Source organism: Agrobacterium tumefaciens (genome assembly GCF_031801495.1).
In the GTDB taxonomy this organism is placed as follows: Bacteria; Pseudomonadota; Alphaproteobacteria; order Rhizobiales; family Rhizobiaceae; genus Agrobacterium; species Agrobacterium tumefaciens_K.
Genome location: NZ_JAOEGC010000002.1, coordinates 1,044,282 through 1,070,309, shown reverse-complemented (window position 1 = coordinate 1,070,309; position 26,028 = coordinate 1,044,282). Strand labels below are relative to the sequence as shown.

28 protein-coding genes and 1 tRNA gene are annotated in these 26,028 nt (G+C 58.0%); 6 read left to right on the top strand and 23 right to left on the bottom strand.

Annotated features, from left to right (window positions below):
- Nucleotides 1–73: 73 nt before the first annotated feature.
- On the top strand, nucleotides 74–691 hold the full coding sequence (locus N7578_RS14640) for an FMN-dependent NADH-azoreductase (protein WP_311111031.1): 618 nt from the start codon (nucleotides 74–76) through the stop codon (nucleotides 689–691).
- Nucleotides 692–712: 21 nt separating this feature from the next.
- On the opposite strand, the gene N7578_RS14635 is transcribed toward N7578_RS14640, so the two are convergent.
- From N7578_RS14635 to ilvA, 3 genes are all read right to left on the bottom strand, one after another.
- The gene (locus N7578_RS14635) at nucleotides 713–1,996 is read right to left on the bottom strand and encodes a GGDEF domain-containing protein (protein ID WP_311111030.1); all 1,284 of its coding nucleotides are present in this window, start codon (nucleotides 1,994–1,996) and stop codon (nucleotides 713–715) included.
- A gap of 120 nt (nucleotides 1,997–2,116) precedes the next feature.
- Entirely contained in the window at nucleotides 2,117–2,425 is a 309-nt protein-coding gene (locus N7578_RS14630; RefSeq protein WP_311111029.1) for an HlyU family transcriptional regulator, read from the bottom strand.
- Between the two features lie 73 nt (nucleotides 2,426–2,498).
- A complete protein-coding gene (ilvA, locus tag N7578_RS14625; protein ID WP_311111028.1) occupies nucleotides 2,499–3,773 on the bottom strand; it encodes a threonine ammonia-lyase in 1,275 nt (424 codons plus the stop codon).
- 79 nt (nucleotides 3,774–3,852) lie between these two features.
- Here ilvA and N7578_RS14620 point away from each other — a divergent pair, with 79 nt between their 5' ends.
- Together N7578_RS14620 and N7578_RS14615 are read left to right on the top strand one after the other, a co-directional pair.
- The gene (locus N7578_RS14620; protein WP_311111027.1) at nucleotides 3,853–5,310 is read left to right on the top strand and encodes a TrkH family potassium uptake protein; all 1,458 of its coding nucleotides are present in this window, start codon (nucleotides 3,853–3,855) and stop codon (nucleotides 5,308–5,310) included.
- Nucleotides 5,311–5,374: 64 nt separating this feature from the next.
- Nucleotides 5,375–5,460 (top strand) — tRNA-Leu (locus N7578_RS14615).
- Nucleotides 5,461–5,561: 101 nt separating this feature from the next.
- On the opposite strand, the gene N7578_RS14610 is transcribed toward N7578_RS14615, so the two are convergent.
- The 8 genes from N7578_RS14610 to N7578_RS14575 form a co-directional block, all read right to left on the bottom strand.
- Nucleotides 5,562–6,056: a ferritin-like domain-containing protein gene (locus N7578_RS14610; RefSeq protein ID WP_311111026.1), complete on the bottom strand. Its 495-nt coding sequence runs from the start codon at nucleotides 6,054–6,056 to the stop codon at nucleotides 5,562–5,564.
- 122 nt (nucleotides 6,057–6,178) lie between these two features.
- On the bottom strand, nucleotides 6,179–6,898 hold the full coding sequence (locus N7578_RS14605) for a nuclease (RefSeq protein WP_311111025.1): 720 nt from the start codon (nucleotides 6,896–6,898) through the stop codon (nucleotides 6,179–6,181).
- An 85-nt stretch (nucleotides 6,899–6,983) separates the two neighbouring features.
- The gene (locus N7578_RS14600; protein ID WP_311111024.1) at nucleotides 6,984–7,517 is read right to left on the bottom strand and encodes a MerR family transcriptional regulator; all 534 of its coding nucleotides are present in this window, start codon (nucleotides 7,515–7,517) and stop codon (nucleotides 6,984–6,986) included.
- Nucleotides 7,518–7,748: 231 nt separating this feature from the next.
- Nucleotides 7,749–8,087 carry an integration host factor subunit alpha gene (locus N7578_RS14595; protein ID WP_138795632.1) on the bottom strand — a complete coding sequence of 113 codons (339 nt, stop codon included), beginning with the start codon at nucleotides 8,085–8,087 and terminating at the stop codon, nucleotides 7,749–7,751.
- A gap of 146 nt (nucleotides 8,088–8,233) precedes the next feature.
- Nucleotides 8,234–9,205 carry a beta-ketoacyl-ACP synthase III gene (locus N7578_RS14590; protein ID WP_311111023.1) on the bottom strand — a complete coding sequence of 324 codons (972 nt, stop codon included), beginning with the start codon at nucleotides 9,203–9,205 and terminating at the stop codon, nucleotides 8,234–8,236.
- 4 nt (nucleotides 9,206–9,209) lie between these two features.
- Nucleotides 9,210–10,271: a phosphate acyltransferase PlsX gene (gene plsX / locus N7578_RS14585; protein ID WP_311111022.1), complete on the bottom strand. Its 1,062-nt coding sequence runs from the start codon at nucleotides 10,269–10,271 to the stop codon at nucleotides 9,210–9,212.
- A 100-nt stretch (nucleotides 10,272–10,371) separates the two neighbouring features.
- Nucleotides 10,372–10,935 (bottom strand): DUF177 domain-containing protein, encoded by a 564-nt coding sequence (locus N7578_RS14580; RefSeq protein ID WP_311111021.1) that lies wholly within the window; start codon nucleotides 10,933–10,935, stop codon nucleotides 10,372–10,374.
- 8 nt (nucleotides 10,936–10,943) lie between these two features.
- Nucleotides 10,944–11,483, bottom strand: coding sequence for a ubiquinol-cytochrome C chaperone family protein (locus N7578_RS14575; protein WP_311111020.1), 540 nt, complete (start codon nucleotides 11,481–11,483; stop codon nucleotides 10,944–10,946).
- A 268-nt stretch (nucleotides 11,484–11,751) separates the two neighbouring features.
- On the opposite strand from N7578_RS14575, the gene N7578_RS14570 reads away from it, so the two are divergent.
- Nucleotides 11,752–12,279 (top strand): outer membrane protein assembly factor BamE, encoded by a 528-nt coding sequence (locus N7578_RS14570; protein WP_311111019.1) that lies wholly within the window; start codon nucleotides 11,752–11,754, stop codon nucleotides 12,277–12,279.
- 84 nt (nucleotides 12,280–12,363) lie between these two features.
- On the opposite strand, the gene N7578_RS14565 is transcribed toward N7578_RS14570, so the two are convergent.
- From N7578_RS14565 to N7578_RS14510, 12 genes are all read right to left on the bottom strand, one after another.
- Nucleotides 12,364–14,502, bottom strand: coding sequence for a sodium-translocating pyrophosphatase (locus N7578_RS14565; protein WP_311111018.1), 2,139 nt, complete (start codon nucleotides 14,500–14,502; stop codon nucleotides 12,364–12,366).
- Nucleotides 14,503–14,687: 185 nt separating this feature from the next.
- Nucleotides 14,688–15,911, bottom strand: a complete 1,224-nt coding sequence (locus N7578_RS14560; RefSeq protein ID WP_311111017.1) for an MFS transporter — start codon at nucleotides 15,909–15,911, stop codon at nucleotides 14,688–14,690.
- 21 nt (nucleotides 15,912–15,932) lie between these two features.
- Nucleotides 15,933–16,430: a transcription antitermination factor NusB gene (gene nusB / locus N7578_RS14555; protein ID WP_311111016.1), complete on the bottom strand. Its 498-nt coding sequence runs from the start codon at nucleotides 16,428–16,430 to the stop codon at nucleotides 15,933–15,935.
- 4 nt (nucleotides 16,431–16,434) lie between these two features.
- Nucleotides 16,435–16,881 carry a 6,7-dimethyl-8-ribityllumazine synthase gene (gene ribH / locus N7578_RS14550; RefSeq protein WP_311111015.1) on the bottom strand — a complete coding sequence of 149 codons (447 nt, stop codon included), beginning with the start codon at nucleotides 16,879–16,881 and terminating at the stop codon, nucleotides 16,435–16,437.
- A 151-nt stretch (nucleotides 16,882–17,032) separates the two neighbouring features.
- Nucleotides 17,033–17,665 (bottom strand): LysE family translocator, encoded by a 633-nt coding sequence (locus tag N7578_RS14545; RefSeq protein WP_311111014.1) that lies wholly within the window; start codon nucleotides 17,663–17,665, stop codon nucleotides 17,033–17,035.
- Nucleotides 17,666–17,722: 57 nt separating this feature from the next.
- Nucleotides 17,723–18,334, bottom strand: a complete 612-nt coding sequence (locus N7578_RS14540; protein WP_311111013.1) for a riboflavin synthase — start codon at nucleotides 18,332–18,334, stop codon at nucleotides 17,723–17,725.
- A complete protein-coding gene (ribD, locus tag N7578_RS14535; RefSeq protein ID WP_311111012.1) occupies nucleotides 18,334–19,431 on the bottom strand; it encodes a bifunctional diaminohydroxyphosphoribosylaminopyrimidine deaminase/5-amino-6-(5-phosphoribosylamino)uracil reductase RibD in 1,098 nt (365 codons plus the stop codon). Before ribD ends, N7578_RS14540 begins: the two co-directional genes overlap by 1 nt.
- A 2-nt stretch (nucleotides 19,432–19,433) precedes the next feature.
- Nucleotides 19,434–19,913: a transcriptional regulator NrdR gene (nrdR, locus tag N7578_RS14530; protein ID WP_138795644.1), complete on the bottom strand. Its 480-nt coding sequence runs from the start codon at nucleotides 19,911–19,913 to the stop codon at nucleotides 19,434–19,436.
- 13 nt (nucleotides 19,914–19,926) lie between these two features.
- Nucleotides 19,927–21,216, bottom strand: coding sequence for a serine hydroxymethyltransferase (glyA, locus tag N7578_RS14525; RefSeq protein WP_311111011.1), 1,290 nt, complete (start codon nucleotides 21,214–21,216; stop codon nucleotides 19,927–19,929).
- Between the two features lie 200 nt (nucleotides 21,217–21,416).
- Entirely contained in the window at nucleotides 21,417–22,748 is a 1,332-nt protein-coding gene (locus tag N7578_RS14520) for a murein L,D-transpeptidase (protein ID WP_311111010.1), read from the bottom strand.
- A 307-nt stretch (nucleotides 22,749–23,055) separates the two neighbouring features.
- On the bottom strand, nucleotides 23,056–23,565 hold the full coding sequence (gene ldtR / locus N7578_RS14515) for a transcriptional regulator LdtR (protein WP_422646728.1): 510 nt from the start codon (nucleotides 23,563–23,565) through the stop codon (nucleotides 23,056–23,058).
- Between the two features lie 234 nt (nucleotides 23,566–23,799).
- On the bottom strand, nucleotides 23,800–24,237 hold the full coding sequence (locus N7578_RS14510) for a DUF6163 family protein (protein WP_311111008.1): 438 nt from the start codon (nucleotides 24,235–24,237) through the stop codon (nucleotides 23,800–23,802).
- A gap of 157 nt (nucleotides 24,238–24,394) precedes the next feature.
- Here N7578_RS14510 and hemB point away from each other — a divergent pair, with 157 nt between their 5' ends.
- Both hemB and N7578_RS14500 read left to right on the top strand, forming a co-directional pair.
- Nucleotides 24,395–25,408, top strand: a complete 1,014-nt coding sequence (gene hemB, locus N7578_RS14505; protein ID WP_311111007.1) for a porphobilinogen synthase — start codon at nucleotides 24,395–24,397, stop codon at nucleotides 25,406–25,408.
- Between the two features lie 75 nt (nucleotides 25,409–25,483).
- Nucleotides 25,484–25,942 carry an RDD family protein gene (locus N7578_RS14500; RefSeq protein ID WP_311111006.1) on the top strand — a complete coding sequence of 153 codons (459 nt, stop codon included), beginning with the start codon at nucleotides 25,484–25,486 and terminating at the stop codon, nucleotides 25,940–25,942.
- Nucleotides 25,943–26,028 lie beyond the last annotated feature (86 nt).

The following is a 26,028-nucleotide window of genomic DNA, read 5'->3' as shown; positions in this document are numbered from 1 at the left end:
CAACGAAAGAATCTCACGTCTCCTGCCGTTCTTCCAAGGCGACTGGAAGACAGTTCCACAGAAGGAAAATATCATGTCGAACATTCTTCTCATCACCTCCAGCCCGCGTGGCGACGAATCGGTATCGAACAAATTTGCAGGTGAACTTGCTGGCAAGCTGCAGGCCAAGTCGGCGGCCAACACCCTGACCCACCGCGACCTCGCTGCCGATCCGATCCCGCACCTCGATACCGTCAAGACCTCTGCCATTCGCAAGGCTCCCGATCAGCGCACCAGCGAAGAAGCTGTTGCCGCCGACTATTCCGACAAGCTGGTTGCAGAGCTTCTGGCTGCCGACACGGTCGTCATCGGCACCGGCCTCATCAACTTCAACATCTATTCCGGTTTGAAGTCCTGGATCGATAACGTTGCCCGCGCAGGCCAGACCTTCAAGTACACCGAAACAGGCCCTGTCGGCCTCGCGACCGGCAAGAAGGTCTACATCGTGCTCGCCGCCGCTGGCGTTTACTCGGAAGGCCCGGCTGCCTCGATGAACCATGCCGTTCCCTACCTGAAGACCGTTCTCGGCTTCATGGGTATGACGGATGTGGAAGTCATCTACGTCGAAGGTCTGGCATTCGGTCCGGAAGCCGTTGAAAAGGCTGTTGCCGCGGCTGAAGCCAAGGTCGCCGAACTGGCGCAGGCTGCCTAATCTTTGTCTGGAGCGTTTCCCTTAACTTGAAACGCTCCGGCTCTCCATCGAGACACCATGACGGCCGTGAACCTGATCGCGGCCGTTATTCTTTGCGGCATAGAGGCGGATATCGGCTTCCGCCAACAGGTTCCTGAACTGAGTTCCGTCATCGACGGACGTGGCAACGCCAATACTGATCGTCAGAGGCGTACGATCCGGTCTACTGAGACCCGACGCAATGGCGGATCTGAGGTTCTGTGAGAAAGCAAGGGCATCGTCGTGCGCCATCGTGGGCAGGAGAACGACGAACTCCTCGCCGCCGAAGCGGTAGAGGTCGCCGTGGGGCTGCACCACGTCCTTCAGGACTGCCGCAAACTCCTTCAGTATCTCATCACCCTTCAGATGCCCGAACGTATCATTGACTGCCTTGAAGTGGTCGATATCGACAAGCAGCACGCTGACGGGCTTCTTCCGTCCCAGGCATTCCTCCACCACCGCCGGAGCATCAAGCTCCATCCGTGCCCGATCCGATACACCGGTCAGCATATCGCGACCTGACCGGGATAGCAGCTCTTCGTAACGCTCCCTGAAGGTCAGGTCGTTGAAGACATCGCCAACACTGCGCCGAAGCAGCAAACGGCCCTTGGATGACGACAGCTTGAGATAGAGGGCGAACAGCACGGAATAGATACCGACAGCCACCATCTTGGCCAGCCAGCCGTCGTAGAAAACATCAAGCGGGGCTTCGAACAGGTAGCGCAGCGCAACGTAAAATCCGGCCTGATCGAAGGTCAGAATCGCCACCCCGCACAGTGCGAACCGCAATACGGTATGACGCTGCAGGCGACGCCCGAGCTTTTCATAGAGCAGGATGATAGCAATCGCGTCGATATACAGAATGCTGGTTCCCCAGAGCATCAACAGGCCCATTTCGTCGAGGAAGCCGGTATCGACCGTCTGTCCTGGAACAATGGCAACCGTCTGATGAAACCGCGTAATCTGCGCTATGACGACGGTGAGGATATTGCCGAGGAACAGACCGTAGATAGGCTGCCGCACGACGGCGGCGTCCTCACGCATGTAAAGCATGAGGATCATCATCAGTTTACCGGCAAACAGGATCGAGGAACCGGGCGACGCAACACCGAACGGCAGGCCTACATAGAAGACCGCTGCGAGGTAGGTCTCCAGAAAGTGCATGACCCCGAGCGCCGTAAGGAAGACGCCTATTCCGAGAATACGGCGGTAATGAAGGAACGCCGTCATTACCGAGAAATAGACGATGGCCTCCAAGACAAAGAGTGCCTGATTAGCCCATTGCATCGGCATGCGCCCTATCGATCCTTATCGCGCCAACGCACCGGCACGACTTCATGTTCCTATCGGGCGAAGATAGGCCGGAAGCGACAACGGAGTCTTAATACACGCTGAAAAAAGGCGTCGTCACTTTCCCGCAAACAGCGATGCGCCATTCTGATCGATGATCAGTTGCGCCTTGCGGATGGTAAACTCAACCGCGTCGTCCATGCTGGTAAAAACATCCGCGCGAACGAATTCGTGCACCAGCGTCTCGTCACCGACTGTTTTCTCGATACGACCGGCCAGACGGAACTGACCACCTTCCTTGATCGGCGTTGCGTAGATCAGATATTCGCCATGGGCATGCGGCTCGGCCTTGGCGGTTTTCTGCGGCGCTTCGGAAGACTGGCTGGACCCGAAGATGGAAAGAATTTTCGAGAAAAACGAAGCCATGACTTTCACTCCCTGTGTCAACGTCGTGTTTTGAAGGGAGAGCGTTTCTCTCCCTTCCCTGTCCGCTCCGGGATCAGATAATCAGGTTCGCCAGAATTTCGTTCTCGGTTATATCCTCATAACCAAGACCAGCCGCCTCGAAGCGTTCCAGAAGACCTGAGAAGTTTTCCTTGGCGCTGGTTTCGATGCCGATCAGGATCGAGCCGAAGTTGCGCGCAGACTTCTTCAGATATTCGAAACGGGCGATATCGTCATCCGGGCCGAGCAAGTTGAGGAAATCGCGCAACGCACCGGGACGCTGCGGAAGGCGCAGGATGAAGTATTTCTTCACCCCGGCGTAACGCATGGCGCGTTCCTTCACGTCCGGCAAACGCTCGAAATCGAAATTTCCGCCGGACACGACGGCAATCACCGTCTTGCCTTCGAGCTTTTCGCGCCCTAGCTTTTCAAGTGCGGCTATCGACAAGGCGCCTGCAGGCTCCAGAACGACGCCTTCGACGTTCAGCATTTCGATGATGGTGACGCAGATGGCGTTTTCCGGGATGAGCATGACCTGCTCAGCGGGGAACCCTTTCAGTGCCTCGAAATTCAGATCGCCGATACGGGCAACGGCTGCGCCATCGACAAAGTTATCCACCTTGTTCAACGTGACAGGCTCACCCTTTTCAAGACTGCGCTTCAGGCTCGGCGCGCCTTCCGGCTCGCAGAAGACAAATCCGTCCTTCTTCACCGTTCCCGCCAGAAAACCGGAAAGGCCAGCCGACAGCCCGCCACCGCCGACGGGCATGACCACCATGTCCGGCGTCGTACCATCGGGAAGCTGATCAATGATTTCCGCTGCAACAGTCGCCTGACCTTCCACTATGTCCGCGTGGTCGAATGGCGGCACCATATAGCTGTCATTTTCCACGACATAGGCACGTGCTGCGGCATAGCACTGGTCGAAGATATCGCCGACGAGACGGATGGAGATGTACTCACCGCCGAAAGTGCGGGTCTTGTCGATCTTCTGCATCGGGGTCGTGACCGGCATGAAGACAACGCCGCGAACGCCGAAATGGCGGCATGCGAAGGCAAAGCCCTGCGCGTGGTTGCCAGCGGACGCACAGACGAAAACCTTGTCCTTGCCCGCCTTGGCAACCGCCTTGCGCAGAAAGTTGAATGCGCCTCTGATCTTGTAGGAACGAACCGGCGTCAGGTCTTCGCGCTTCAGCCAAATGGAAGCGCCGTACCGACGGCTGAGATGTTCATTCAACTGCAACGGCGTTTCAGGAAAGATTTCCCGTACTTCCCGCCGCGCTGCCTCCACAAGCTGCTTGTCCACGATTGTCAATCCATTGAAATTCATGATGGCACTCGCTATGCCATAGGAAGACGTCGGAGACAAAGACTCATTTCAGCGCGGCACGAACTCTGGGTTTCATTTCTTGAACAGTAACCTTCTGCGCTCGGTCATTTACGTGGCTTCGATCTTCGGGCTTTACATGGCGACGGCCATGTCCGTGCCTGCGCTAACGGATCTCTATTACGGCAACGAGGACTGGAAGGTGTTCGCGCTGTCCGGCTTCATGTGTGGCGGCTTCTCGCTTGCCTGTGCGCTGGCGACCCGCGGCCCCATCGCCACCTTCAACAAGCGCTTCGGATTTCTGCTCGTCAATCTTTTGTGGCTGGTGTTTTCCGTGATCGGCGCTGTGCCTCTTTTCCTGTCGGAACTCGAGTTGACGTTGGGACAGGCCGTGTTCGAATCCGTTTCCGCCATCACCACAACGGGCTCCACCGTCATCTCAGGACTGGATCATGCGCCGCAGGGTATCCTGATCTGGCGGTCGCTTCTGTGCTGGCTGGGCGGCATCGGTATCGTCGCGCTCGGGCTCTTCATCCTGCCTCTGCTGCGGGTCGGCGGCATGACCTTCTTTCGCATGGAATCGTCCGACACCGGCAATGACCGGCCTTTCGCCCGGCTTGCCAGCTTCACCCGCGCCTTCGTCGGCATCTACATCATCATGACGCTCGCCTGCACCGTAGCATTCGATTTTGCGGGCATGAGCCATTTCGATGCCCTCAATCATGCCATGTCTACTGTCGCGACCGGCGGCTTTTCCACGCATGACGCTTCGTTTGCCTATTTCGACAATACTGCGCTTCTGTGGATCGCCACGATCTTCCTGATCTTCGGCAGCCTGCCCTTTTCCGTAATGATCCTGCTTGCCGTGCGCCGCCGACTGGAAACGCTGCGCGATCCGCAGATTGTCGTGTTTTTAGGATATCTCGGCGCGATTTCCATCGCGGTCGGAGTTTATCACCATCTCAGAAACGGCGTGCCGCTGGACGACGCGCTCAGCCACTCGTTCTTCAACATGACCTCCATCCTGTCGACGGGCGGTTTTGCGAGTGACGACTACATGCTGTGGGGACCGTTTGTGGTGGTCGTCGCCTTTTTCGCGACGTTCATGGGCGGATGCTCCGGCTCGACGGCCGGTGGCATCAAAGCCTATCGTTTCCTGATCATCTTCAATGTCGTCAGAGCCGGACTTAAAAAACTGATCTATCCGAACGCAGTCTATTCTGTCCGCTACGGCCAGCAAACTGTGGACCTCGAGACGATACGAACCGTTTTCCTGTTCATCAGTTGCTACATTGCGCTCTGGGTCGCCGGCAGCCTCGCAATGAGCGCCATGGGTTATGATTTCCTTACCGCAACATCGGGTGTAGCAACCGCTCTGGGCAATGTCGGACCCGGTATCGGACCGATCATAGGGCCAGCAGGCAACTTCTCAACCATCAGCGACCCGGCACTTTATCTGCTGTCGGTCATGATGCTGCTTGGACGCCTTGAAATCCTAACCGTCTTAGTGCTGCTGATACCGATTTTCTGGCGTAGCTGATGCCGATAAAAGGCGACGCGTGGAGTTGACCAGTGCCTTTCGCACTGTGTAGATGGAAACCAGCGCGGACGTGGCGGAATCGGTATACGCAGCAGACTTAAAATCTGCCGGCCCTTGGTCTTGCGGGTTCAAGTCCCGCCGTCCGCACCAATATTTCCCAAGCATACAACGATGCCACGAAATGAAAAAAATCCCCATCCGCCACCGCGGCTGGGGATCGATGTTGTCGGGATTATGGTCCCGTTATTTCATCAGGCTGCCTTCGCCTTGTCAGACGTCCTGTTGATCGACGTCACCGCAAGATTCGTCAGCTTGTTATTCGTCGCTTTTTCCTGATCCAGAATTTCGCTCAGAAGCGTATGGGCCTCTTCATGTCCGAGATCCTTCGCCCATTCGCGAAGCGACCCGTAGCGCGCGATCTCGTAATGTTCGACTGCCTGACAGGCCGCCAGCAGACCCGCGTCGAGCGCGGTGCCTTCGGCTTCCTTCATCAAGCCATCGGCTTCCTTGATCAGGCCTTCGATGGCGTCGCATTTCTCGCCCGATGCCTTCTTGCCGATAGATTTGAAGACCTGCTCGAGTTTCTTGATCTGCTCCTTCGTTTCCGAAAGATGGCTCTCGGCGGCGTGTTTCAGTTCGGCGCTGTGTGCTGCCTTGGCAACCTTTGGCAGCGCCTTGGTGATTGCCGTTTCGGCGTAATAGACATCCTTCAGGGTATGTTCGAAAATGTCAGCTAGCGTTTTCATGAATTCTCTCCCTATGTTTCCCGGTATTTCACACCGGGAAAACGAGGGAGGTCGTCAAACGTTCCGCGTAAAGAAAACCGACACGGCAATCACCAGAACGCTGCGCGGTACGACGGCTGTTCTTACAGCCTGCCGCACCAGGATTGATTTTTCGCACCCGAGCGATGCGCTAGTCCCTCGCGCACAAGCTGGTCTGCGAAGGAAACGCCAGAACGGGAAAGACGTGCGCCGCCCGCTCCGGAGGATGCGACCTCAAACGATCCGGCATTCATCAGATCGCGCAGACGTACCTTGGCGATGAATCCACGCTGGCGCTCTTCCATGCAGCGGGCGCCATCGATCTGCGGAACCTCGACGCCCGCAAGGTGCATCTTCACGCCCTTCATCCAGAAGGTGTTGCCGTCCGCCACACAGTTGTTGAGTCCGGACTGGCCGCAGAACGCGAACGCACCGCTTTTTTCGCCAAGCGATACCTTCTCCACCGCTGGGCGCGTCTCGGGCAAGGCGGCGGCCTGAGGTGCCTGCGCGGCTGGCATGGAGTTGATCGGACGCGGAGGAATTGGACCATTGCCTGGCAGAGCCGGAGCGGCGGGGCGGATCGCTGCGGTTTTCACCGGCGCAGTCGTCTGCGCATCACGCTTTGCCTCCTCCGCCGGTCGCGAGACATTCTTCACCTGCTGCGATGCTGTCGCGACATGACGCTTCGGCAGGAGGCTATCGCGATGCTCGTAAACCCGAATGCCGCCGACAACGACGCCGAACATCAACAGCCACGGCCAGACACTGCCGCCGCTCGACTTTGACGATTTGCGCCGCCGCGCTGTCGTTTTTCGATTGCTCACGGTTGGACTCCTTTTTACGGAGCCGCATTATCGGTCAAAGGAGTTTCCGAAAGGTTGGCATTTCACGATGCCTGTGGATAACGGATCAGCGGACCTGATCCAGAAGGCGCTTGCATTCCAGAAGGTCGAAGAGAGCTTCCTGCAACAGGGCCTGATCGTCCTTGCCGATGCTCGATTTGCCGATAGACACCTCGGAATCGCTGCTGCTACCGCCAAAACCGAAGAAACGGCCACTCGGCCTTACCTTGGCGCGGCCGACGACTTCGTCCTCATCCGCATCGAGAACGCGCGGCTCGGCCGCTTCCTTTTCGCCACTCGCCGCCATGATAGCTTCCATCGTGGCGAGATCACCCGAAGCGATTGCCGCCACGAAACGGTTTCCATTGGCTTTCAGGAGCTTCTGCACACCCTTGATGGTGTAACCGTGGTCATAGAGAAGGTGGCGAATGCCCTTGAGCAGATCGATGTCGTCAGGACGGTAATAACGACGCCCCCCGCCCCGCTTCATGGGCTTGATCTGCGGAAAACGCGTTTCCCAGAAACGAAGCACATGCTGCGGCAGGTTCAGATCATCCGCCACTTCACTGATCGTGCGAAACGCGTCGGGGCTTTTGTCCAACTCTTAACTCCCATGCAAACCGTCGATAGCGCAGGATGCCAGATCCTCGCGCAGCACCTGAATACCAGGAACGATTTTCGACGGGACGATGCGCAAATTCAAATCGCTAAAATTGATTATGATGCGAATCGACTTCAATTCAACGGCTTGAGCGCTGAAATTCAACTATGTTCACAGGAAGGAATAGAAAAGATCGGGCGGCGACGGCAAAAGCCGGTACCGGTCAGTCGTTCAACTGCCGGCTTTCTGGCTCTTCTGTTTGACCTTGCGGGCCGTGTGGGCCTTGAGAATACGCTGCTTCAGCACGTTGGACGCCTTGAATGTCATGACGCGGCGCGGAGAAATCGGCACTTCCTCACCCGTCTTCGGGTTACGGCCGATACGCTCGTTCTTCTCGCGGATCTGAAACGTTGCAAAGGAAGAAAGCTTGACGACCTCGCCACGGGTGATGGCGTTGCAGATCTCGTCGATGATCGTCTCGACCAGCTCAGCGGATTCGGTTCGGGACAGACCTACCTTACGAAACACAGATTCTGCCAGATCTGCGCGTGTCACTGTCTTCCCGGCCATTTTTCCCCGCAAACCGTCAAAAAAAAATCTTCTCTTGAGCACTCGAGATTATTTCCCTTGTGACGGTCGGTCAAGCGATTGTTCCAGATTTAAGCGTAGCTTTCGGCAATCACTGCAATGGTTTAGTCATTGCCGAAAGACGAGTGCTACCAGCGCAACAGCACCGCACCCCAGGTGAAGCCACCGCCCATAGCTTCGAGCATCACCAGATCGGCTTTCTTGATGCGTCCGTCACCGGCAGCAACCGCAATTGCAAGCGGAATGGAAGCGGCAGAGGTGTTGCCATGCTGATCGACGGTGATGACCACCTTTTCGGGATCGATGCCGAGCTTTTTCGCCGATCCGTCGATAATGCGCTTGTTCGCCTGATGCGGGACCAGCCAATCCAGATCGCCCGCCGTTGTTCCCGTAGCGTCGAAAGCCGCTTCGATCACATCCGTAATCATGCCGACAGCATGCTTGAAGACTTCACGGCCTTCCATGCGCAGATGACCCACCGTTCCGGTGGTGGACGGGCCGCCATCGACGTAGAGCTTATCCTTGTGCGAACCGTCCGAGCGAAGCTGGGAGGTCAGCACACCACGATCGGCCGAAGTACCCTCGCCCTCGCCTGCCTCGAGCACCAACGCGCCAGCACCGTCGCCGAAGAGGACGCAGGTCGTGCGGTCTTTCCAGTCGAGAATGCGCGAGAACGTCTCGGCACCGATGACCAGCACACGCTTGGCCATGCCGCCGCGAATGTAGAGATCGGCCGTCGACATGGCGTAGACGAAGCCTGAACAGACCGCCTGCACGTCGAATGCAAAACCATGCGTCATCCCCAGACGGTTCTGGATGTTGACGGCAGTCGCCGGGAAAGTGTTGTCCGGCGTGGACGTGGCCAGAATGATGAGATCGATATCGGCAGGTGTCAGACCGGCGTTATCGAGAGCCGCGCGGGCGGCTGCTTCACCAAGCGATGCCGTCGTTTCGCCTTCCCCGGCGATATAACGCTGCCTGATGCCGGTGCGCTGCACGATCCATTCGTCGGAGGTTTCTACAACCCCTTCGATTTCCTGGTTGGTCATGACACGCTTCGGGAGCGCTGCCCCGAAGCCACGTACGATTGAGCGGATCATTCCGTTATTCCTCGTCAGCCACGAGAGCTTCAGGCGCCGGTGGCGGAAGCCGTCTTGCGTGGTAAATCTTGAGATCGTTTTCTATTTTCGCAGTAAGACCGTTGTGAACCATGTCGTAGCCGACATCGACGGCAGACGCGAAACCAAGCGCGTCCGTACCGCCATGGCTCTTGATCACAATGCCGTTCAGGCCGAGGAACACGCCACCGTTCACCTTGCGCGGATCCATTTTCTCGCGCAGCACATCGAAGGCGCTCTTCGCGAGAAGATAGCCGATCTTGGCGATGAAGCTGCGGGAAATCGCTTCACGTAGCAGCGTTGTGATCTGGCGCGCCGTACCCTCCGCGGCTTTCAGCGCGATGTTGCCGGTAAAACCTTCGGTCACGACGACATCAACGGTGCCCTTGCCGATATCGTCACCTTCGACAAAACCGCGATAATCGATGGTAGCGAGATCGGCCTCGCGGATCAGGCGGCCCGCCTCGCGGACCTCATCCTGTCCCTTGACCTCTTCGACGCCGACATTCAGCAGGCCGACAGTCGGACGATCGATGTCAAACAGCGCCCGCGCCATCGCGCCGCCCATCAGGGCGAAGTCGAGAAGCTGCTGGGAATCGGCTCCGATCGTCGCGCCGACATCAAGAACGATGCTCTCGCCTTTCAGCGTTGGCCAGATGCCGGCAATCGCCGGACGTTCGACCCGAGCCATGGTGCGCAGGCAGAACTTGGCCATCGCCATCAGCGCGCCGGTATTGCCCGCAGAGATGACCACATCGGCCTCACCCAGTTTAACGGCCTCGATGGCACGCCACATGGAGGAAACATAACGTCCGCGACGCAGCGCCTGGCTTGGCTTTTCGTCCATGCCGACCGACACTTCGCAATCGTGAAAAACCGACTTTTCCCGGAGTGCGGGATACTGTGCCAGAATGGGTTCGCATTTGCTCTTCTGCCCGTAGAGCAGAAAAGTCACATCGTTGTGCCGGTCAAGCGCCTTGGCAGCACCTGGGATGGCAACCTCGGGACCGAAGTCGCCGCCCATGACGTCAATTGCAATTCTGATCACTCGTCCCTTGTCCTTCTTGCTGCCAGTGCAGCGGAAATTTGCGCGAAAATACCTTTTCCGGCTTTTGTTACAATCAAATTATTCCGCCCCTGGAGGGCATTCAGTCTTTTTTCCAGTCTTTCAGCACCGCAAAGGGGGACGGGCGTTTTTCCTGCTCCGCTTCCTTTTCACCAAAGCCTGCGAATTCCACGTCGGCTCTGCGCGGATAAGGATCGATGGCCAGCGCCGCGAATTCCGTTACCACCGTCCCAAGGTCGATGCTGTCGCCGGTGAACTGGTCGGGAATATCGGGGCCATCGGGATCGAGCACGATCTCGCCTTCCTCATTCGTCACCATTCGCGCCAGCTTCGATCCTTCCGGAACGAAAATCTGCTCGAGCGTTTCATCGATCTTGCTCGAAACAGGCTCCAGTGTCACGACGCAGGACTGGGTGATGGCAGCGTGCACCTCGCCCTTGATCTTCACCCCATCCTTTTTCCAGCGGGATACCTGCAGCTCCGCCTTGAGGTATTCGACGGAAACCACATCCCAGAATTTAGCCAGCGCCTTCAGTTCCTCGGCATCGGCTTCCAGACCAATCCTGACGGGATTGGCGGAAATATGGCCTACCTTCACGGGATAGGAAAAAGGCACGTCATCATTTGCTGCGTGTCGCGCGTTCATGTTGAACCTCACTGTCCGGGCAAGGGAAGCGTCAGGCTTCCGGTCGCAACCGTATCTTCGGATTGCGCGGAAAGAGCATCTGATGCTTTCATCATCCATTGTGCCAGCGCCATCATGTCGGGCGCGGCTTCATCTGATTGCGGATATATATTGCGCTTGAGGGCCACCGCAAGAGCATTGGAATCTGAAGCATCAAGTGCCGCGGCATAGGATTCGAGCCGTCCGTAAAACATGCCCGCGAACTTCTTCATGCGCTTCGGCACGCCCTGATCGCCTATGCCAAGTTCTCGCATCGAGTGATCGAGGTCCTGAAAAAAGGCGTCGACAATCTCCTGTGCGATCTCCTGACCGCTGACGTCCGACGACTTCGTGCGACGGAAATAGAGAATCATAATGGCCGCAAGCATCTCGAAACGGCCCATCACGGTGTCCGGAACGCCCATGTCCAGATAAAACGCAGGGGTGCGCGCGGCCGTTGTCAGCACCGTATATTGGCGGTCGACTATGACGCGGTTGTTATTTCTCTTCTTGAACAGCCCGAATATCATCGTTTTTTCCGAACAGAACCGGTGATTTCGATTCCTATTCACCGCACTTGTTGCATGATCGTGAAAGCTGGTTTACCGAAGCATCCACGAATTGCAATGCCGTCGCGGTCACGTTCATCCTTTGGCTGAAACAGTCGAAGAGAACCGGAGGAGATTCTGGGGTTCGCGAAAGCACTGCATTCGGGGGGAAGCGGAGGTGTCCGTCCCCGGATTGACATAATCATGTGTACAGAGACTGTGCACCACGTAATGCCGGAAGGTATGATATATGACCGCAGTCGGGGAGTCGCAGTTGAGCACGCAGAAATCGCCACGTTACCGCAAGACCCTGAGCGCGACCGCCATCGCCGTTGTGCTCTCAGCCGGTCTGCTTTCCGCCTGCAGCAGCACCACCGACGTTTTCCATAACGGCTATGTGATGGACGAACAGTCGCTGCCACTCATTCCGGAAGGCTCCAGCCGCGAACAGGTTCTGCTGACGATGGGCACTCCATCGACGACGGCGACCTTCGGGAACGAAGTCTTCTATTACATCTCGCAGAAGCGCGTGCGCAAAGCCGCGTTCATGAAGCCGCAGCTGGTCGAACAGAACATTCTGGCCATCTACTTCAACAAGGATGGCGTGATCGAGCGCAAGGCCAATTATACGCTTCAGGACGGCAAGGTCTTCGACACGATTTCCCGCACGACGCCGACCGGCGGCAAGGATCTTACCTTCCTGCAGCAGCTTCTGTCGGGCGGCACATCCGGCGCCAACATCGCCAAGAGCATTCTGGGTTCGGAAGCCAACAACTAACCGGAACCGGCAGGTTCGGATCATAAAACGAAGGCCCGTGGAGCGATCCACGGGCCTTTCTTGTTCGTGATTACGGCCGGATCGTCAGCCTGCGAGAATCGCCAGCAACAGCAGGGCCACGATATTCGTGATCTTGATGGCCGGGTTGACGGCGGGACCTGCGGTATCCTTGTAAGGATCGCCAACCGTATCGCCAGTCACGGATGCCTTGTGGGCGTCCGAACCCTTGACGTGGCGTACGCCGTCCTTGTCGACGAAGCCGTCTTCAAAGCTTTTTTTGGCGTTGTCCCAGGCGCCACCACCGGACGTCATGGAAATCGCCACAAACAGACCGTTGATGATGACGCCGAGCAGCGATGCGCCAAGCGCCGCGAAGGCGGACGCCTTCGATCCGGAAATCAGCAACACACCAAAATAAACGACAATGGGCGCCAGAACCGGCAGCAGAGATGGAATAATCATCTCCTTGATCGCAGCCTTCGTCAGCAGGTCGACGGCCTTGCCGTAATCAGGCTTTTCCGTTCCAGCCATAATGCCGGGCTTTTCGCGGAACTGGCGACGAACCTCTTCCACGATGGAGCTTGCGGCCTTACCCACCGCCGTCATGGCGATACCGCCGAAGAGGTAGGGGATGAGGCCACCGAACAGCAGGCCAGCGACGACATACGGGTTGGAAAGGCTGAAGGAAATCTCGCCGATATCCTTGAAATAGGGATAGGTATCGCCGTTTGCGGCGAAATAGGACAGGTCGTTCGAATAGGCAGCAAACAGGACCAGCGCGCCAAGCCCCGCGGAGCCGATGGCGTACCCCTTGGTCACAGCTTTCGTGGTGTTACCCACCGCGTCCAGAGCGTCAGTCGCCTTGCGGACGTCCGGGTCAAGACCAGCCATTTCCGCAATGCCGCCAGCATTGTCTGTCACGGGACCGAAGGCATCGAGCGCGACGATCATCCCCGCAAGGCCAAGCATTGCGGTCACCGCGATACCGGTGCCGAAAAGGCCGCCAAGCTGGTAGGTGGTGATGATGCCGCCAACGATGACAATGGCGGGAAGAGCTGTCGATTCCAGTGACACTGCAAGTCCCTGAATGACGTTGGTGCCATGGCCGGTGACTGACGCCTGCGCTATGGAATTGACGGGACGCTTGTTGGTGCCGGTATAATATTCGGTGATCACGACGATCAATGCCGTCACGACCAGACCGATGATGCCGCAGAAGAACAGGTTCGTTCCGGTGATTTCCATGCCGGCGACCGTGCCGACCGGTCCCCACCCGACCGTACCGAACGTCGCAACAGCGAGACCGGCGATGGAAAAGATGCCGGTTGCGATCAGTCCCTTGTAGAGCGCGCCCATGATGGAGTTGTTGGTGCCGAGCTTGACGAAGAATGTTCCTGCAATGGAGGTCAGAATGCAAGCACCGCAGATGGCCAACGGATAGACCATCGCACTTTCCAGCACCGGCGTTCCGGCGAAGAAGATCGCGGCAAGCACCATGGTCGCCACAACGGAGACGGCATAGGTTTCGAAGAGGTCGGCGGCCATACCGGCGCAGTCGCCAACATTGTCCCCCACGTTGTCGGCGATGGTCGCAGGGTTGCGTGGATCATCTTCCGGAATGCCCGCTTCCACCTTTCCCACCAGATCGCCACCGACATCGGCCCCCTTGGTGAAGATACCACCGCCGAGACGGGCAAAGATCGAGATCAGCGATGCACCGAAACCGAGGGACACCAGCGAATCGATCACTTCACGCGATCCTGCCGGATGACCCAGCACCGATGTCAGGATGAAATAATAGATCGACACACCAAGCAGCGCCAGACCGGCAACCAGCATGCCGGTGATCGCACCGGACTTGAAGGCGATGTCCAGGCCAGACGACAGGCTGTGAGACGCAGCCTGCGCTGTGCGCAGATTGGCGCGCACCGAGACGTGCATGCCGACAAAACCGGCGGCACCTGAAAGGACAGCGCCTATGATGAAGCCGATGGCCGCCAGAGACGAAAGGAGATACCAGGCGAGGACCGCCACGATCAGTCCGACGATGGCTATGGTGAGATACTGACGAGTGAGATAAGCCTGCGCACCCTCGCGGATATAACCCGCTATTTCCCGCATGCGTTCGTTGCCCTCATCGGCATCAAGAACGCTTTTCGTTGCCCATCCCGCGTAAACCACGGACAAGACACCGCATAAAATTACAATGGGTATTACGGTCATGCGCACTTACCTCCCAAAAGGCCGGGTCTCACTCCCTCCCCGGCGCGGCGAAACCATGTGCTGCGGCCGTTTGTTCCCCTCCCAAGAAAAAAACAACCGCACGTCGAGATTGCGTTGCCCGAAGGCGTGGCGTCAACCCCACAAATTTGCCTGAAACATGAAAGGTGTAGAGTGTCGCGATGACCTCAAGCGGGATTTCTGCGCGAGGTCAGCAGCAATGACAGAACCAGCAACAGGCAGAGGCCGGCAACGGGCCAGATGACAAGGTTCATCACGGACCATCCCCATGTGGTGAATATCTTGCCGGAGGAGAAGGACGACATGGCCACGGCACCAAACAGCACGATGTCATGAAAACCCTGAACCTTGTCCGCCTCGTGGGGCCGGTAGGTGGATGCGACGATGGCTGTCGCGCCGATGAAACCGAAATTCCAGCCAATGCCCAGCAGCACCAGCGCCAGCCAGAAGTTCCACAGTTCAACACCCATATGGGCAACAACGGCGCAGGCCATGAGGATGAGAAGACCGCCAACCACGACCTTTTCAGCGCCGAACCTTTTCACCAGCATGCCGGTAAAGAAGCTTGGCCCGAACATGGCAAGGACGTGCCATTGGATGCCGAGCGTTGCAAGTTCGGTGGGGAATCCACAGCCGACAACCATGGCCAGCGGCGCGCCTGTCATGGTGAAGGTCATGAGGGCATAGGTCCCGATACCGCAGATCATGCCGACAAGGAAACGTGGCGTTCGCGCGATCTGCGATAGCGGACGCGGCATCTCTGCGCCGACCGCCGCGTTACGCATGTCCGGCAGCCTGATGAACGCAAGTACGACAATAGCTATGATTTCGAGCGGAATGATTGCCAGAAAGCCACCGGCAAAGGTGACCGGCGAAAAGATATCCTTGCCGAGGATGGATAGTTGCGGACCGAGGATCGCGGAAACGATGCCTCCTGCCAGAATCCAGGAGATCGCCGTGGGCTTGTAGCTGGAGGGCGAGGCATCGGCTGCGGCAAAGCGTATTTTCTGGGTGAAACCGCCCGACACGCCAATCAGCAGCATTCCGAGGGCAAACAGCCAGAAATCGCTGCGGAACAGTGCCAGAGAGGCGACGGCCCCGCCAAGCGCGCCGACCATGGCACCGAATACGAAAGCCGCCTTTCGACCCGAAAAACGGGCGGTTGCGGCAACACCGATTGCGCCGACAGCGACGCCTACGTTGAATCCGGTCAAGGGCGCGGTTGCCAGCGACTTGTCAGCGCCGAGCAATTGATAACCGGCGATGCCGCCAACCGAGATGGATAGTGGGGCGCAGGCACCCATGATCGCCTGCGCCAACGTGAGAAGATGAACGTTGCGCCGCGCCTCCTTCATCGTCGCATCAAATCCGGAGGTGGTCACAGCGCTCATATTTTCCTCACATGGGAATGGTCAGCGTTTTACCTCGCCACGAACCTGCTTGGCAATGCGGTCAAGTACCGCATTGACGAGCTTCGGCTCGTCTTCGGCAAAAAAGGCGCGGGCAATCTCAACATATTCGGTAACGACGACGGCAACCGGAACGTCCTTGCGCTCAAGAATCTCGAAAGTGCCGGCGCGCAGGATGGCGCGCACTGTGGCATCGAGACGCGACAGCGGCCAGTCCTCCAGAAGTGCGGAGCGCACCAGCGGATCGATCTTCGTCTGATCGCGGACAACACCGGAGACGATCGAGCGGAACCACGAAGGATCGGCCTTGAGGTAGGTATCGCCGTCGACTTCCTGACCGAGACGATGCGCTTCGTATTCGGCCACGACTTCCATCACGCCGGTGCCGCCGACATCCATCTGATAGAGCGCCTGCACGGCAGCCAGGCGCGCTGCGCCCCGCTGGTTGACCGGCTTGACCGAAGGCTGACGAGGTGCACCGCCGTTTTCAACGTTCGACATGCGCTCAGCCACCCAGTTTCTTCTTGAGTTCGATCATGGTCAGCGCGGCGCGAGCGGCAAAGCCACCCTTGTCCTTGTCGGAGCGACGGACACGCGCCCACGCCTGATCGTCGTTCTCCACGGTCATGATGCCGTTGCCGATGGCCAGCGACTCGCTGACGGCAAGGTCCATCAGGGCGCGGGACGACTCGTTGGAAACGATATCGAAGTGGTAGGTTTCACCACGGATGACCATGCCAAGCGCGACGAAACCGTCGTATTCGGTGCCGTCATTGTCTGCTGCATCAAGCGCCATGGCGATTGCCGGCGGGATTTCCAGCGCACCGGGGACGGTGATGATATCATAGGTCGCACCGGCTTCATCGAGCGCGAACTTTGCGCCATCGAGAAGAGCGTCGGACATATCATCGTAAAAACGTGCTTCCACGATGAGAAGATGAGGCTTGGACATGGAATTTTCCTGAAAAGGTTCGCGCCGGATCAAACCGGCTTTTGGGGCGGTCAAACCACGGCTTGCCGTTCTTGGCAAGTATTTTTAACGCATGGCTGCCCAACCCGGCCGGTTTAACGCGCCGTGGCACGCTGGATTTCAGCGGTTTTCGTCAGCTTTTCTGGAAGGCCAGATGGACGCCAAGGCCCATCAACACGGTTCCGGCCGCACGCCTCGCCAGCACCTGCACGGCACTGGAACGCTTCAAACGCCCGACCATTGCGCCCGCCAGCAGCACGCCGACAAGATCGGCCGACGAGAATATGAAATTTACGGCAATGCCGAGGATAAGGAATTGCAACCAGACCGGAAAGGCGGCCGTTGGATCAACGAACTGCGGAAGAAAAGCCAGAAAGAACAGCGCGGTCTTCGGGTTCAGCACATCGACGATGATACTGTCGATGAACGCCCGTCGCGCTGATTTCGGCTCAATGGCGAGATTGACGTTTTCGCCCTCAAGCTTGGCGCGCAGCATGGAGAAGCCGAGCCAGATCAGGTAAAGCGCACCGCCCAGCTTGACCGCCAGATAAAGCCACGGAACGGCCTGAAACAGCATCGAAAGGCCAGCGGATGCCGCGACGATATGGAAGTAGCAGCCGACGTGTATACCGAGGACTGCCATCAGCCCTGCAAAACGGCCACGCGCCATGGTATGGGCTGCGGCATAAAGCATCGCGGGACCGGGAATGTAGGCGAACAGCGCAGTGGTGACAAAAAAGGCGGTCAGCACTTCCAATGACGGCATGTCGAAATCCCCTCCCCAAGCCAATTTGTGTCAGGGCGCCAGACGGCGCCCTTGGCATTATTTCGAAGGGAACTCCGCCAGCCGCGCGGCGTAACGCGCCATGGTATCGACTTCAAAATTGACGAAATCGCCGGCCTGGCGCTCGCCCCATGTGGTGACGGCCAGTGTGTGGCGGATCAGGAGCACGTCGAAATCCGCGCCCTCGACGGCGTTGACGGTGAGCGACGTGCCATCTAGCGCTACCGAACCCTTCGGTGCAACGAACCTCGCCAGATGCTCCGGTGCGCGAAGGCGAATGCGAACCGCCTCGCCTTCCGACTCGACCGACAGGATTTCCGCCTTGCCGTCCACATGGCCGGAAACGATGTGACCACCGAGTTCGTCACCGATCTTCAGGGCTCGTTCGAGATTGACATGCGTACCCTTCTGCCAGCTGGCAATCGTCGTCAGGCGCAGCGCTTCTTCCCAGGCCTCCACCTCATACCAGCGCTCGTTGCTGCCGGTGTCCGGCAGTTTCGTGACCGTCAGACAAACGCCGCCATGCGAAATGGAAGCTCCCATGTCGATGGTCTCAGGATCATAGTTGGTCGCCACGCGAAGGCGCACACCTTCCGGCAGAGCCTCGAGCTCGGACACGGTTCCAACATCGGTGACAATTCCGGTAAACATCAAAGCGGCCTTTCAAAATCGAAGCAGCGATCCTCGCCAAAGGCGGTTTCGCCGACGAGCACATAATCGCCCGGGATATCGGCACGGCGAAGCGGCGTTTCAACCCCATCTTCGCCGACAGCAACGGGGCTTTCGAACATCAGGATGCGATCCACCAACCCGGCATCGAGAAATGCCCTGGCAACCGACGCACCGCCTTCGACCAGAAGCTCGGACATGCCGCGTTCGGCAAGCCTGTGCAGCAGGTCTTTCAGGTTGGATACTTCAAGGATCTCGACGCCTGCAGCTTCCAGCTGCCCACCAGCCAGAAAACGGATGTGGTTTTCAGCACCCGTCGCAGAGATGTTGGTAACGTCGATGACCGGCACTTCTCTTGCCGTCTTCACCAGCTTGGAGGTGAGCGGCAATTCGAGCCTGCGATCCAGAACGATGCGAACCGGCGAACGGCGTTCCATACCTTCAATACGGACGGTGAGTTCGGGATCGTCAGCAATCGCGGTGCCTATGCCGACGAGGATCGCGTCACAGCGCGCTCTCAGTTCATGCACGGCGCGGCGCGCTTCCCGCCCGGTAATCGCCACCTGCCCCTCGCCTTTCCGACCAATCATGCCATCGGCAGAAACGGCAAGTTTCAGAATCACATGCGGGCGACTTTTGATCTTGCGCGTGAGGTATCCGGCAAGAGCACGCCTGCCTTCCTCTCGCATCAGACCAGTTTCCACCTTGATGCCAGCGGCGCGCAATATCTCATATCCACGTCCGGAGACACGTTCATCGGGGTCATCGACAGCCACGACGACGCGCGCGACGCCAAAGTCGACCAGGGCATTGGCGCAGGGTGGCGTCCTGCCCCAATGGGAACAGGGTTCGAGGGTTACATAGGCCGTTGCGCCGCGTGCTGCATCGCCCGCCAGTTCGAGCGCCTGACGCTCGGCATGCGGGCGTCCGCCGATCGCAGTTACGGCTTCGGCGACGATTTCGCCATCCTTGACGAGCACACAGCCGACGGAGGGATTGGTGTCGGTCTGGCCCTGATGGCGCAGGGAGACAGCGATCGCCCGCGCCATGAACCTTTCGTCATCAGCACGGGTCGTCACGATCAGACCCCACCTTCCGTATCACGCGCAATCTTGGCGTTGATCTCGGCGATGACGTTTTCAAAATCTTCGGCGTGGCTGAAATCGCGGTAGACCGAAGCGTAGCGCACAAAGGCCACGTCATCGAGGCTCTTCAACGCTTCCAGAACCTGCAGGCCGATTTCTTCGGATGGAATTTCCGTCTCGCCGGAGCTTTCCAGACGACGGGCGATACCGGAAACGGCACGCTCGATCCGGTCGCGATCAACAGGGCGTTTGCGCAGAGCGATCTCGAAGGATCGCACGAGCTTTTCCCGATCGAACGGCAGCTTGCGACCGCTTTTCTTGATGACCATCAACTCGCGCAGTTGCACGCGCTCATAGGTCGTGAAGCGGCCGCCACAATCCGGGCAGATGCGCCGCCGGCGGATGGAGGTGTTATCCTCCGCCGGACGAGAGTCCTTGACCTGCGTGTCTTCAGAACCGCAAAAAGGGCAGCGCATCTACAGTTCCTTCTTACATGTACGGGTACATGGGGAAGCGATCGGTCAGAGCGACGACCTTCTCGCGAACCGCAGCCTCGACGGCAGAATTGCCTTCATCCGAATTGGCAACCTTCAGGCCATCGAGAACCTCGACGATCAGCTTGCCGATTTCGCGGAATTCAGCTTCCTTGAAGCCGCGCGTCGTGCCAGCCGGTGCGCCGAGGCGTACGCCGGAGGTGACGAAAGGCTTTTCAGGGTCGAACGGAATACCGTTCTTGTTGCAGGTGATATAGGCGCGCCCGAGGGCTGCTTCCGCACGCTTGCCGGTGGCGTTCTTCTTGCGAAGGTCGACCAGCATCAAGTGGTTGTCGGTGCCGCCGGAAACGACGTCGAGACCGCCTTCGATCAGCGTCGAGGCCAGTGCCTTGGCGTTCTTGACGATCTGTGCCGCATAATCCTTGAACTCAGGCTGCAGCGCCTCACCGAAGGCAACGGCCTTGGCAGCGATGATGTGCATCAGCGGGCCGCCCTGAAGACCGGGGAAGACAGCCGAGTTGAACTTCTTGGCCAGATCCTCATCGTTGGTCAGGATCACGCCACCACGCGGGCCGCGGAGCGACTTGTGCGTCGTCGTCGTTGCAACGTGGCAATGCGGGAACGGCGACGGGTGCTGGCCACCGGCAACCAGACCGGCGATGTGGGCCATGTCGACCATCAGGTAAGCGCCAACTTCATCAGCGATTTCGCGGAAGCGCTTCCAGTCCCAGATGCGAGAATAGGCCGTGCCGCCAGCAATAATGAGCTTCGGCTTGTGGGTACGGGCCTTCTCGGCAACGTCATCCATGTCGAGCAGGTTGTCGCCTTCGCGAACGCCGTAGGACACCACATTGAACCACTTGCCGGACATGTTGACCGGCGAACCGTGCGTCAGGTGACCACCCGAGTTCAGGTCGAGGCCCATGAAGGTATCGCCCGGCTGTAGCAGCGCAAGGAATACGGCCTGGTTCATCTGCGAACCGGAGTTCGGCTGAACGTTGGCGAAGTTGACGCCGAACAGCTTCTTGGCGCGCTCGATAGCAAGCTCTTCAGCGATATCAACGAACTGGCAGCCACCGTAGTAGCGCTTGCCCGGATAACCTTCAGCGTACTTGTTGGTCATGATCGACCCTTGGGCTTCCAGCACGGCGCGGGAAACGATGTTTTCCGAGGCGATCAGTTCGATCTCGTGGCGCTGGCGACCGAGTTCCTTCTCGATCGCGCCAAAAATTTCCGGATCGACATCGGCAAGCGGACGGGAGAAGAAAGCATCTGTGTTCGACATGGTGAAGGCTCCTGAAACAGTAATGCGAAGGCGTCTTAGCGCCCTCCCCCTTCAAGAGCAATACGGGCAGCGAGATTTGCCCGTCAAACTGCGACGTCGCCGGAAAAAACGACATTTCAGCCGGGCAAAACCGGCCGCTAAAAACAAAAGCCCGCACCGGAAGGCGCGGGCTTTGGAAATTTCAGGCTATCCGACCTCGGTTAGTTGCGCGGCAGCAGGTCGTCATCCACGGCTCCGGCAGGTTGCTCCATGCCGCTCGTGGTGTTGAGCGCCAGCTCGGCATTGCCGTCCTTGCCATAGATATCGTCACGGAACTGCACCACGCCGTCCTTTGCCGACCAGGCGGTGATGTAGACGAAATAGACCGGCACTTCCTGTGCAAGCTTGATGGGCGTGTTGACGCGCGAGGCGATGACGCGCTCCATCTCCTGACGCGACCAGCCGGGCGTGTCGCGCAGAAGCCAGGACGTCAGGTCGCGAACGTTCTGCACGCGTACGCAGCCGGAGGATTCGAAACGCATCAGCTTGTTGAATAGGCCCTGCTGCGGCGTGTCGTGCATGTATTCGTTGTGCGGATTGTGGAAGTTGATCTTCGTCGAGGACATCGCGTTGATCTTGCCCGGATCCTGACGGAACATCAGGTTCGGCGCCTTTGGCGCAAACCAGTCCACCGTGGTCGGCGAGACTTCCTGTCCCTTGCCATCGATGAGGCGGATGTTGTTCCGCTCCAGATATGTCGGGTCCTTCTGCATCAAAGGCACGATGTCTTTCTCGACGATCGAGCGCGGCGCGGTCCAGTACGGGTTGAGGATGACCTCGTAGACCTTGGAGTTGATCACGTGCGTCGGGCGGCTGGCGCGGCCGACGACGGCCGTGTTGCGAAGGACGACGCGACCGTTTTCAACGGCTTCGATGGCGGCCGCCGGGATGTTCACCATCAGGTGACGCTGGCCGAGATCGCCCGACATAGAATCGATACGCACGAGGTTCGTCTGCAGCTGCGCCAGACGGATCTGCGCAGAAACATTGAGCGCCTTCGTGGTGTATTCGCCAATCACGCCATCGGCCGGAAGGCCATGGCGAGCCTGGAAACGCTTCAACGCGCCGTCCACGTAGGAATCGAAAGCACTGGAGATACCGGCCTCGCGGGGCAGATCGCCGGACACCATCAGACGCTGGCGCAAAGCCTGCACCGAAGAATCGCTGACACCGATCTGAAGACGCTGCTGGCTTGGCGGCACGTCAGGCCAGCCGCCGTTCTGGACGATCTGCTGATACTGCATGATCGCCTGCTGCATGTAGATCGGCGCTTCCGATCCGAGGACCGGGTTGTTGGAGACGACACCGACCGCAGAACGCGAGGTGTTGGCGTCGAACTGGTCATCCCAGTTGCCACGGCGGGAGGAACCCATCAGGTCGTTAAACGCGTCCTGCGCCAGGGCAGGCGCGGCCAGCGCAGCTGCACCAACGGAAACGGCCGAGCGCAGAAGCGCGCGACGCGACAATGGATCGGAAACGGATTTCTTTGTCATTTTACCTACCAGCCACTCAATCAGGCATTCTGAAAAATGCCTAAACCAATATGATTAACAAACACGTACAACGCATCTGCCGGCCGGAAACACTCTTTACGCTCGTGCTATTCACAACAGTCGGAACATGCCGCGACAGCAGGAGAAACCGCCGGCTCCTTCGCCTTTGCCGGTCCCATATCAATATGGCCAATTCGTGTCGACAGCCCTTTTCTCACGAAGCTGTGTGCACTGTAAAACAAGGCGAAACGGCAAAGCCGGACGCAATCGCCTTGCGTCCGGCTTTGAAGGAAATCTGCAATCGAAATTACAGGCGGTAAGCGATCGAGTCGTTCCAGAAACGGTCGAGACGCTGCAGCAGCTTGTTCATTTCGGCGAATTCGCCGGAGCCGATGCCGCCGACCTTTTCGATCGAGCCGACGTGGCGCTCATAAAGGCGGGCTACCGTTTCGGCGATCTGCTGGCCCTTTTCGGTCAGGCTGATACGAACCGAGCGGCGGTCGACACGCGAACGCTGGTGGTTGATAAGGCCGAGATCAACCAGCTTCTTGACGTTGTAGGAAACGTTCGAGCCAAGGTAGTAACCGCGCGAACGCAGCTCACCGGCGGTCAGTTCGGAATTACCGATGTTGAAAAGCAGGAGCGCCTGAACGGCGTTGACGTCATCACGACCCTGACGATCGAACTCGTCCTTGATGACATCGAGAAGGCGGCGGTGAAGACGCTCAACAAGGTGCAGCGACTCCATGTAGAGCGAACGGATGGTTTCTTCCTGTGCGTCAGCGACAATGGTCTGCGGCTTTGCGTTTGTATTGATCATGACTGCCTCACTGTTTTGTTTGGCGGTGTGTTTGTTTGTCTCCCGCCTTGAGTGAGAACCTAATCAATGCGCATAAAATTCTACTTAAAAGCTACGATTAACAAATACTTACCTGCATCGATCAGATAGCACCGAAGTTGTGGCAATCCCGGACGAGACTTATTCGACACCATAAAAATCAAATACTTACTCTATAAAACCACCCTGAAAACGGACCGAATTGCTTTCTTTTCATGGTAAATCAATTCTTGCACGCTCCTCGTTCTGACGCGCATCCAGCCAGAAAGCGACCAGAAATAGTATATAAACGGTTGCCACGAGGCCGTGCAAAACCGGAACGAGAGTGTTTGAGCCGAAGATATGCGGCCAGACCTTATACATGGCGATCTGGGCACCGGCACCGATGACCCACATCGCCGCACCCCAAGACGCGCCGAGCCAAAGGCCAAGTGCGGCGACCGGGAAAACCATGGCAAGCCCCGCACCCGCAACACGCCATGGAAGATTGAGAAGATCGAAGCGACCATGTCCGCCCAGCGAATAGCCGGTGAGCATCGCCCAGTACTGCAGGCCGAACCAGAAACACGAAACGGCCACCAGCCGCATGAAGACCAGATAAAAGATCCCCGTGAGCGGGCGTTTCGGCTGTGGTTGAGAATCAGGTTCCATGGCCGGAAGATACGTTCTCGATAAGCGGGCGAACAGCCCATATTGTTTCTTTGCCGCCGCCTTGTCAAAACAACCCTGCTGCCGGGATCGATTGTCGCATTCGCATGGCGCGCCCTTCGTGTTATGCAGCATTCCAGATTTGGAAGGACATTCTCTCATGCAGGACAAAACCCATCTGGTCGATGAGATTACCGGCCACCGCCGCATGCGGCGCAATCGCAAGGCGGACTGGACACGTCGCATGGTTCAGGAAAACCGCCTGACCGTCGACGATCTGATCTGGCCGGTTTTCATCGTTCCGGGCACAGGCATCGTGGACCCGATTGCCGCCATGCCAGGCGTCAACCGCATGAGCGTCGACAAGCTCGTCGAGGCAGCAAAAGAAGCAGCCGACCTCGGTATCCCGGCAATCGCGACCTTTCCCAATATAGAGATGGAGCTACGCGACGAGACGGGCTCCAACGCGCTTGTCGCGAACAATCTCATCAATCAGGCGACTGCAGCCGTCAAAAAAGCCGTGCCGAATATCGGCTTGATTACCGATGTCGCGCTCGACCCGTTCACCAGCCACGGCCATGACGGCATTCTTCGCGGCGATGAGATCGTCAACGACGAGACCGTCGAACAGGTCGTGAAGGCGGCCATCCTTCAGGCGGATGCCGGATCGGACATCATTTCTCCCTCCGAGATGATGGACGGCCGCATCGGCGCGATCCGTCGCGGGCTGGATGCAGCCGGTCACCAGAACGTAGGCATCATGTCCTATGCCACGAAATTCTCGTCCGGTTATTACGGTCCTTATCGCGAAGCGATTTCGACGGCCGGTCTGCTGAAGGGCGACAAGAACAGCTATTATATCAACCCTGCCAACGGCACGGAAGCCGTACGCGATGCGGCACTCGATGTCGAGGAAGGCGCCGATATGCTGATGGTGAAGCCGGGCCTTCCCTATCTCGATATCTGCTGGCGGTTGAAAGAATCCTTCGGACTGCCGACCTTTGCCTATCAGGTGTCCGGTGAGTATTCGCAGATCAAGGCTGCGGCGATGAATGGCTGGATCGACGGCGAACGCGTGATGATGGAAACGCTGCTCTGTTTCAAGCGCGCCGGATGCGACGGTATCCTGACCTATTTCGCGGTTGAAGCGGCGCGCAAACTCGCCAGAAGCTGACGACGCTTTGGGCTTATTGAATTCGGCGGCTTCGCCCCCATATTGTTCTCTGACATTATCAGGAGACGACTGCCGATGAGCCTTGAACAGAATCCCACCTATATCGCACCGGATGACTGGCGCGCATATAGCGGTGTCCTGAGCAGGCGCGTGTTCGCCTTCATCATCGACTATGCCATCGTTCTGCTTCTTTGCATTCCGGCAGCCGTGATCGTCTTTTTTCTCGGCATCATCACACTAGGCCTTGGATGGTTCCTCTACCCGGCCCTTTTTGTGATCGTTGCGGTGCTCTATTTCGGCGTATCGCTCGGCGGTCTTTCGCAGGCCACACCCGGCATGCGCGCAATGGGTATCGCAATGGCACGGCAGGACGGCAGGCGAATCGACTTCCTGCTGGCGACCGTTCACATCGTCCTTTTCTGGGTCATCAACTCGGTTCTGACACCGCTTATCCTGCTTGCAGGCCTGTTTACCGAGCGCTCCAGGCTGGTTCACGACTTCCTTTTAGGCACCGTTGTCGTCAGAACCCGTTAAAAGCCATGGAATCATGGCGTTCAAACATGGTTGATGCCGCATCTCGCAGTTGACGTTTTGCGGCATTTTGCCATTCTGTGACATTA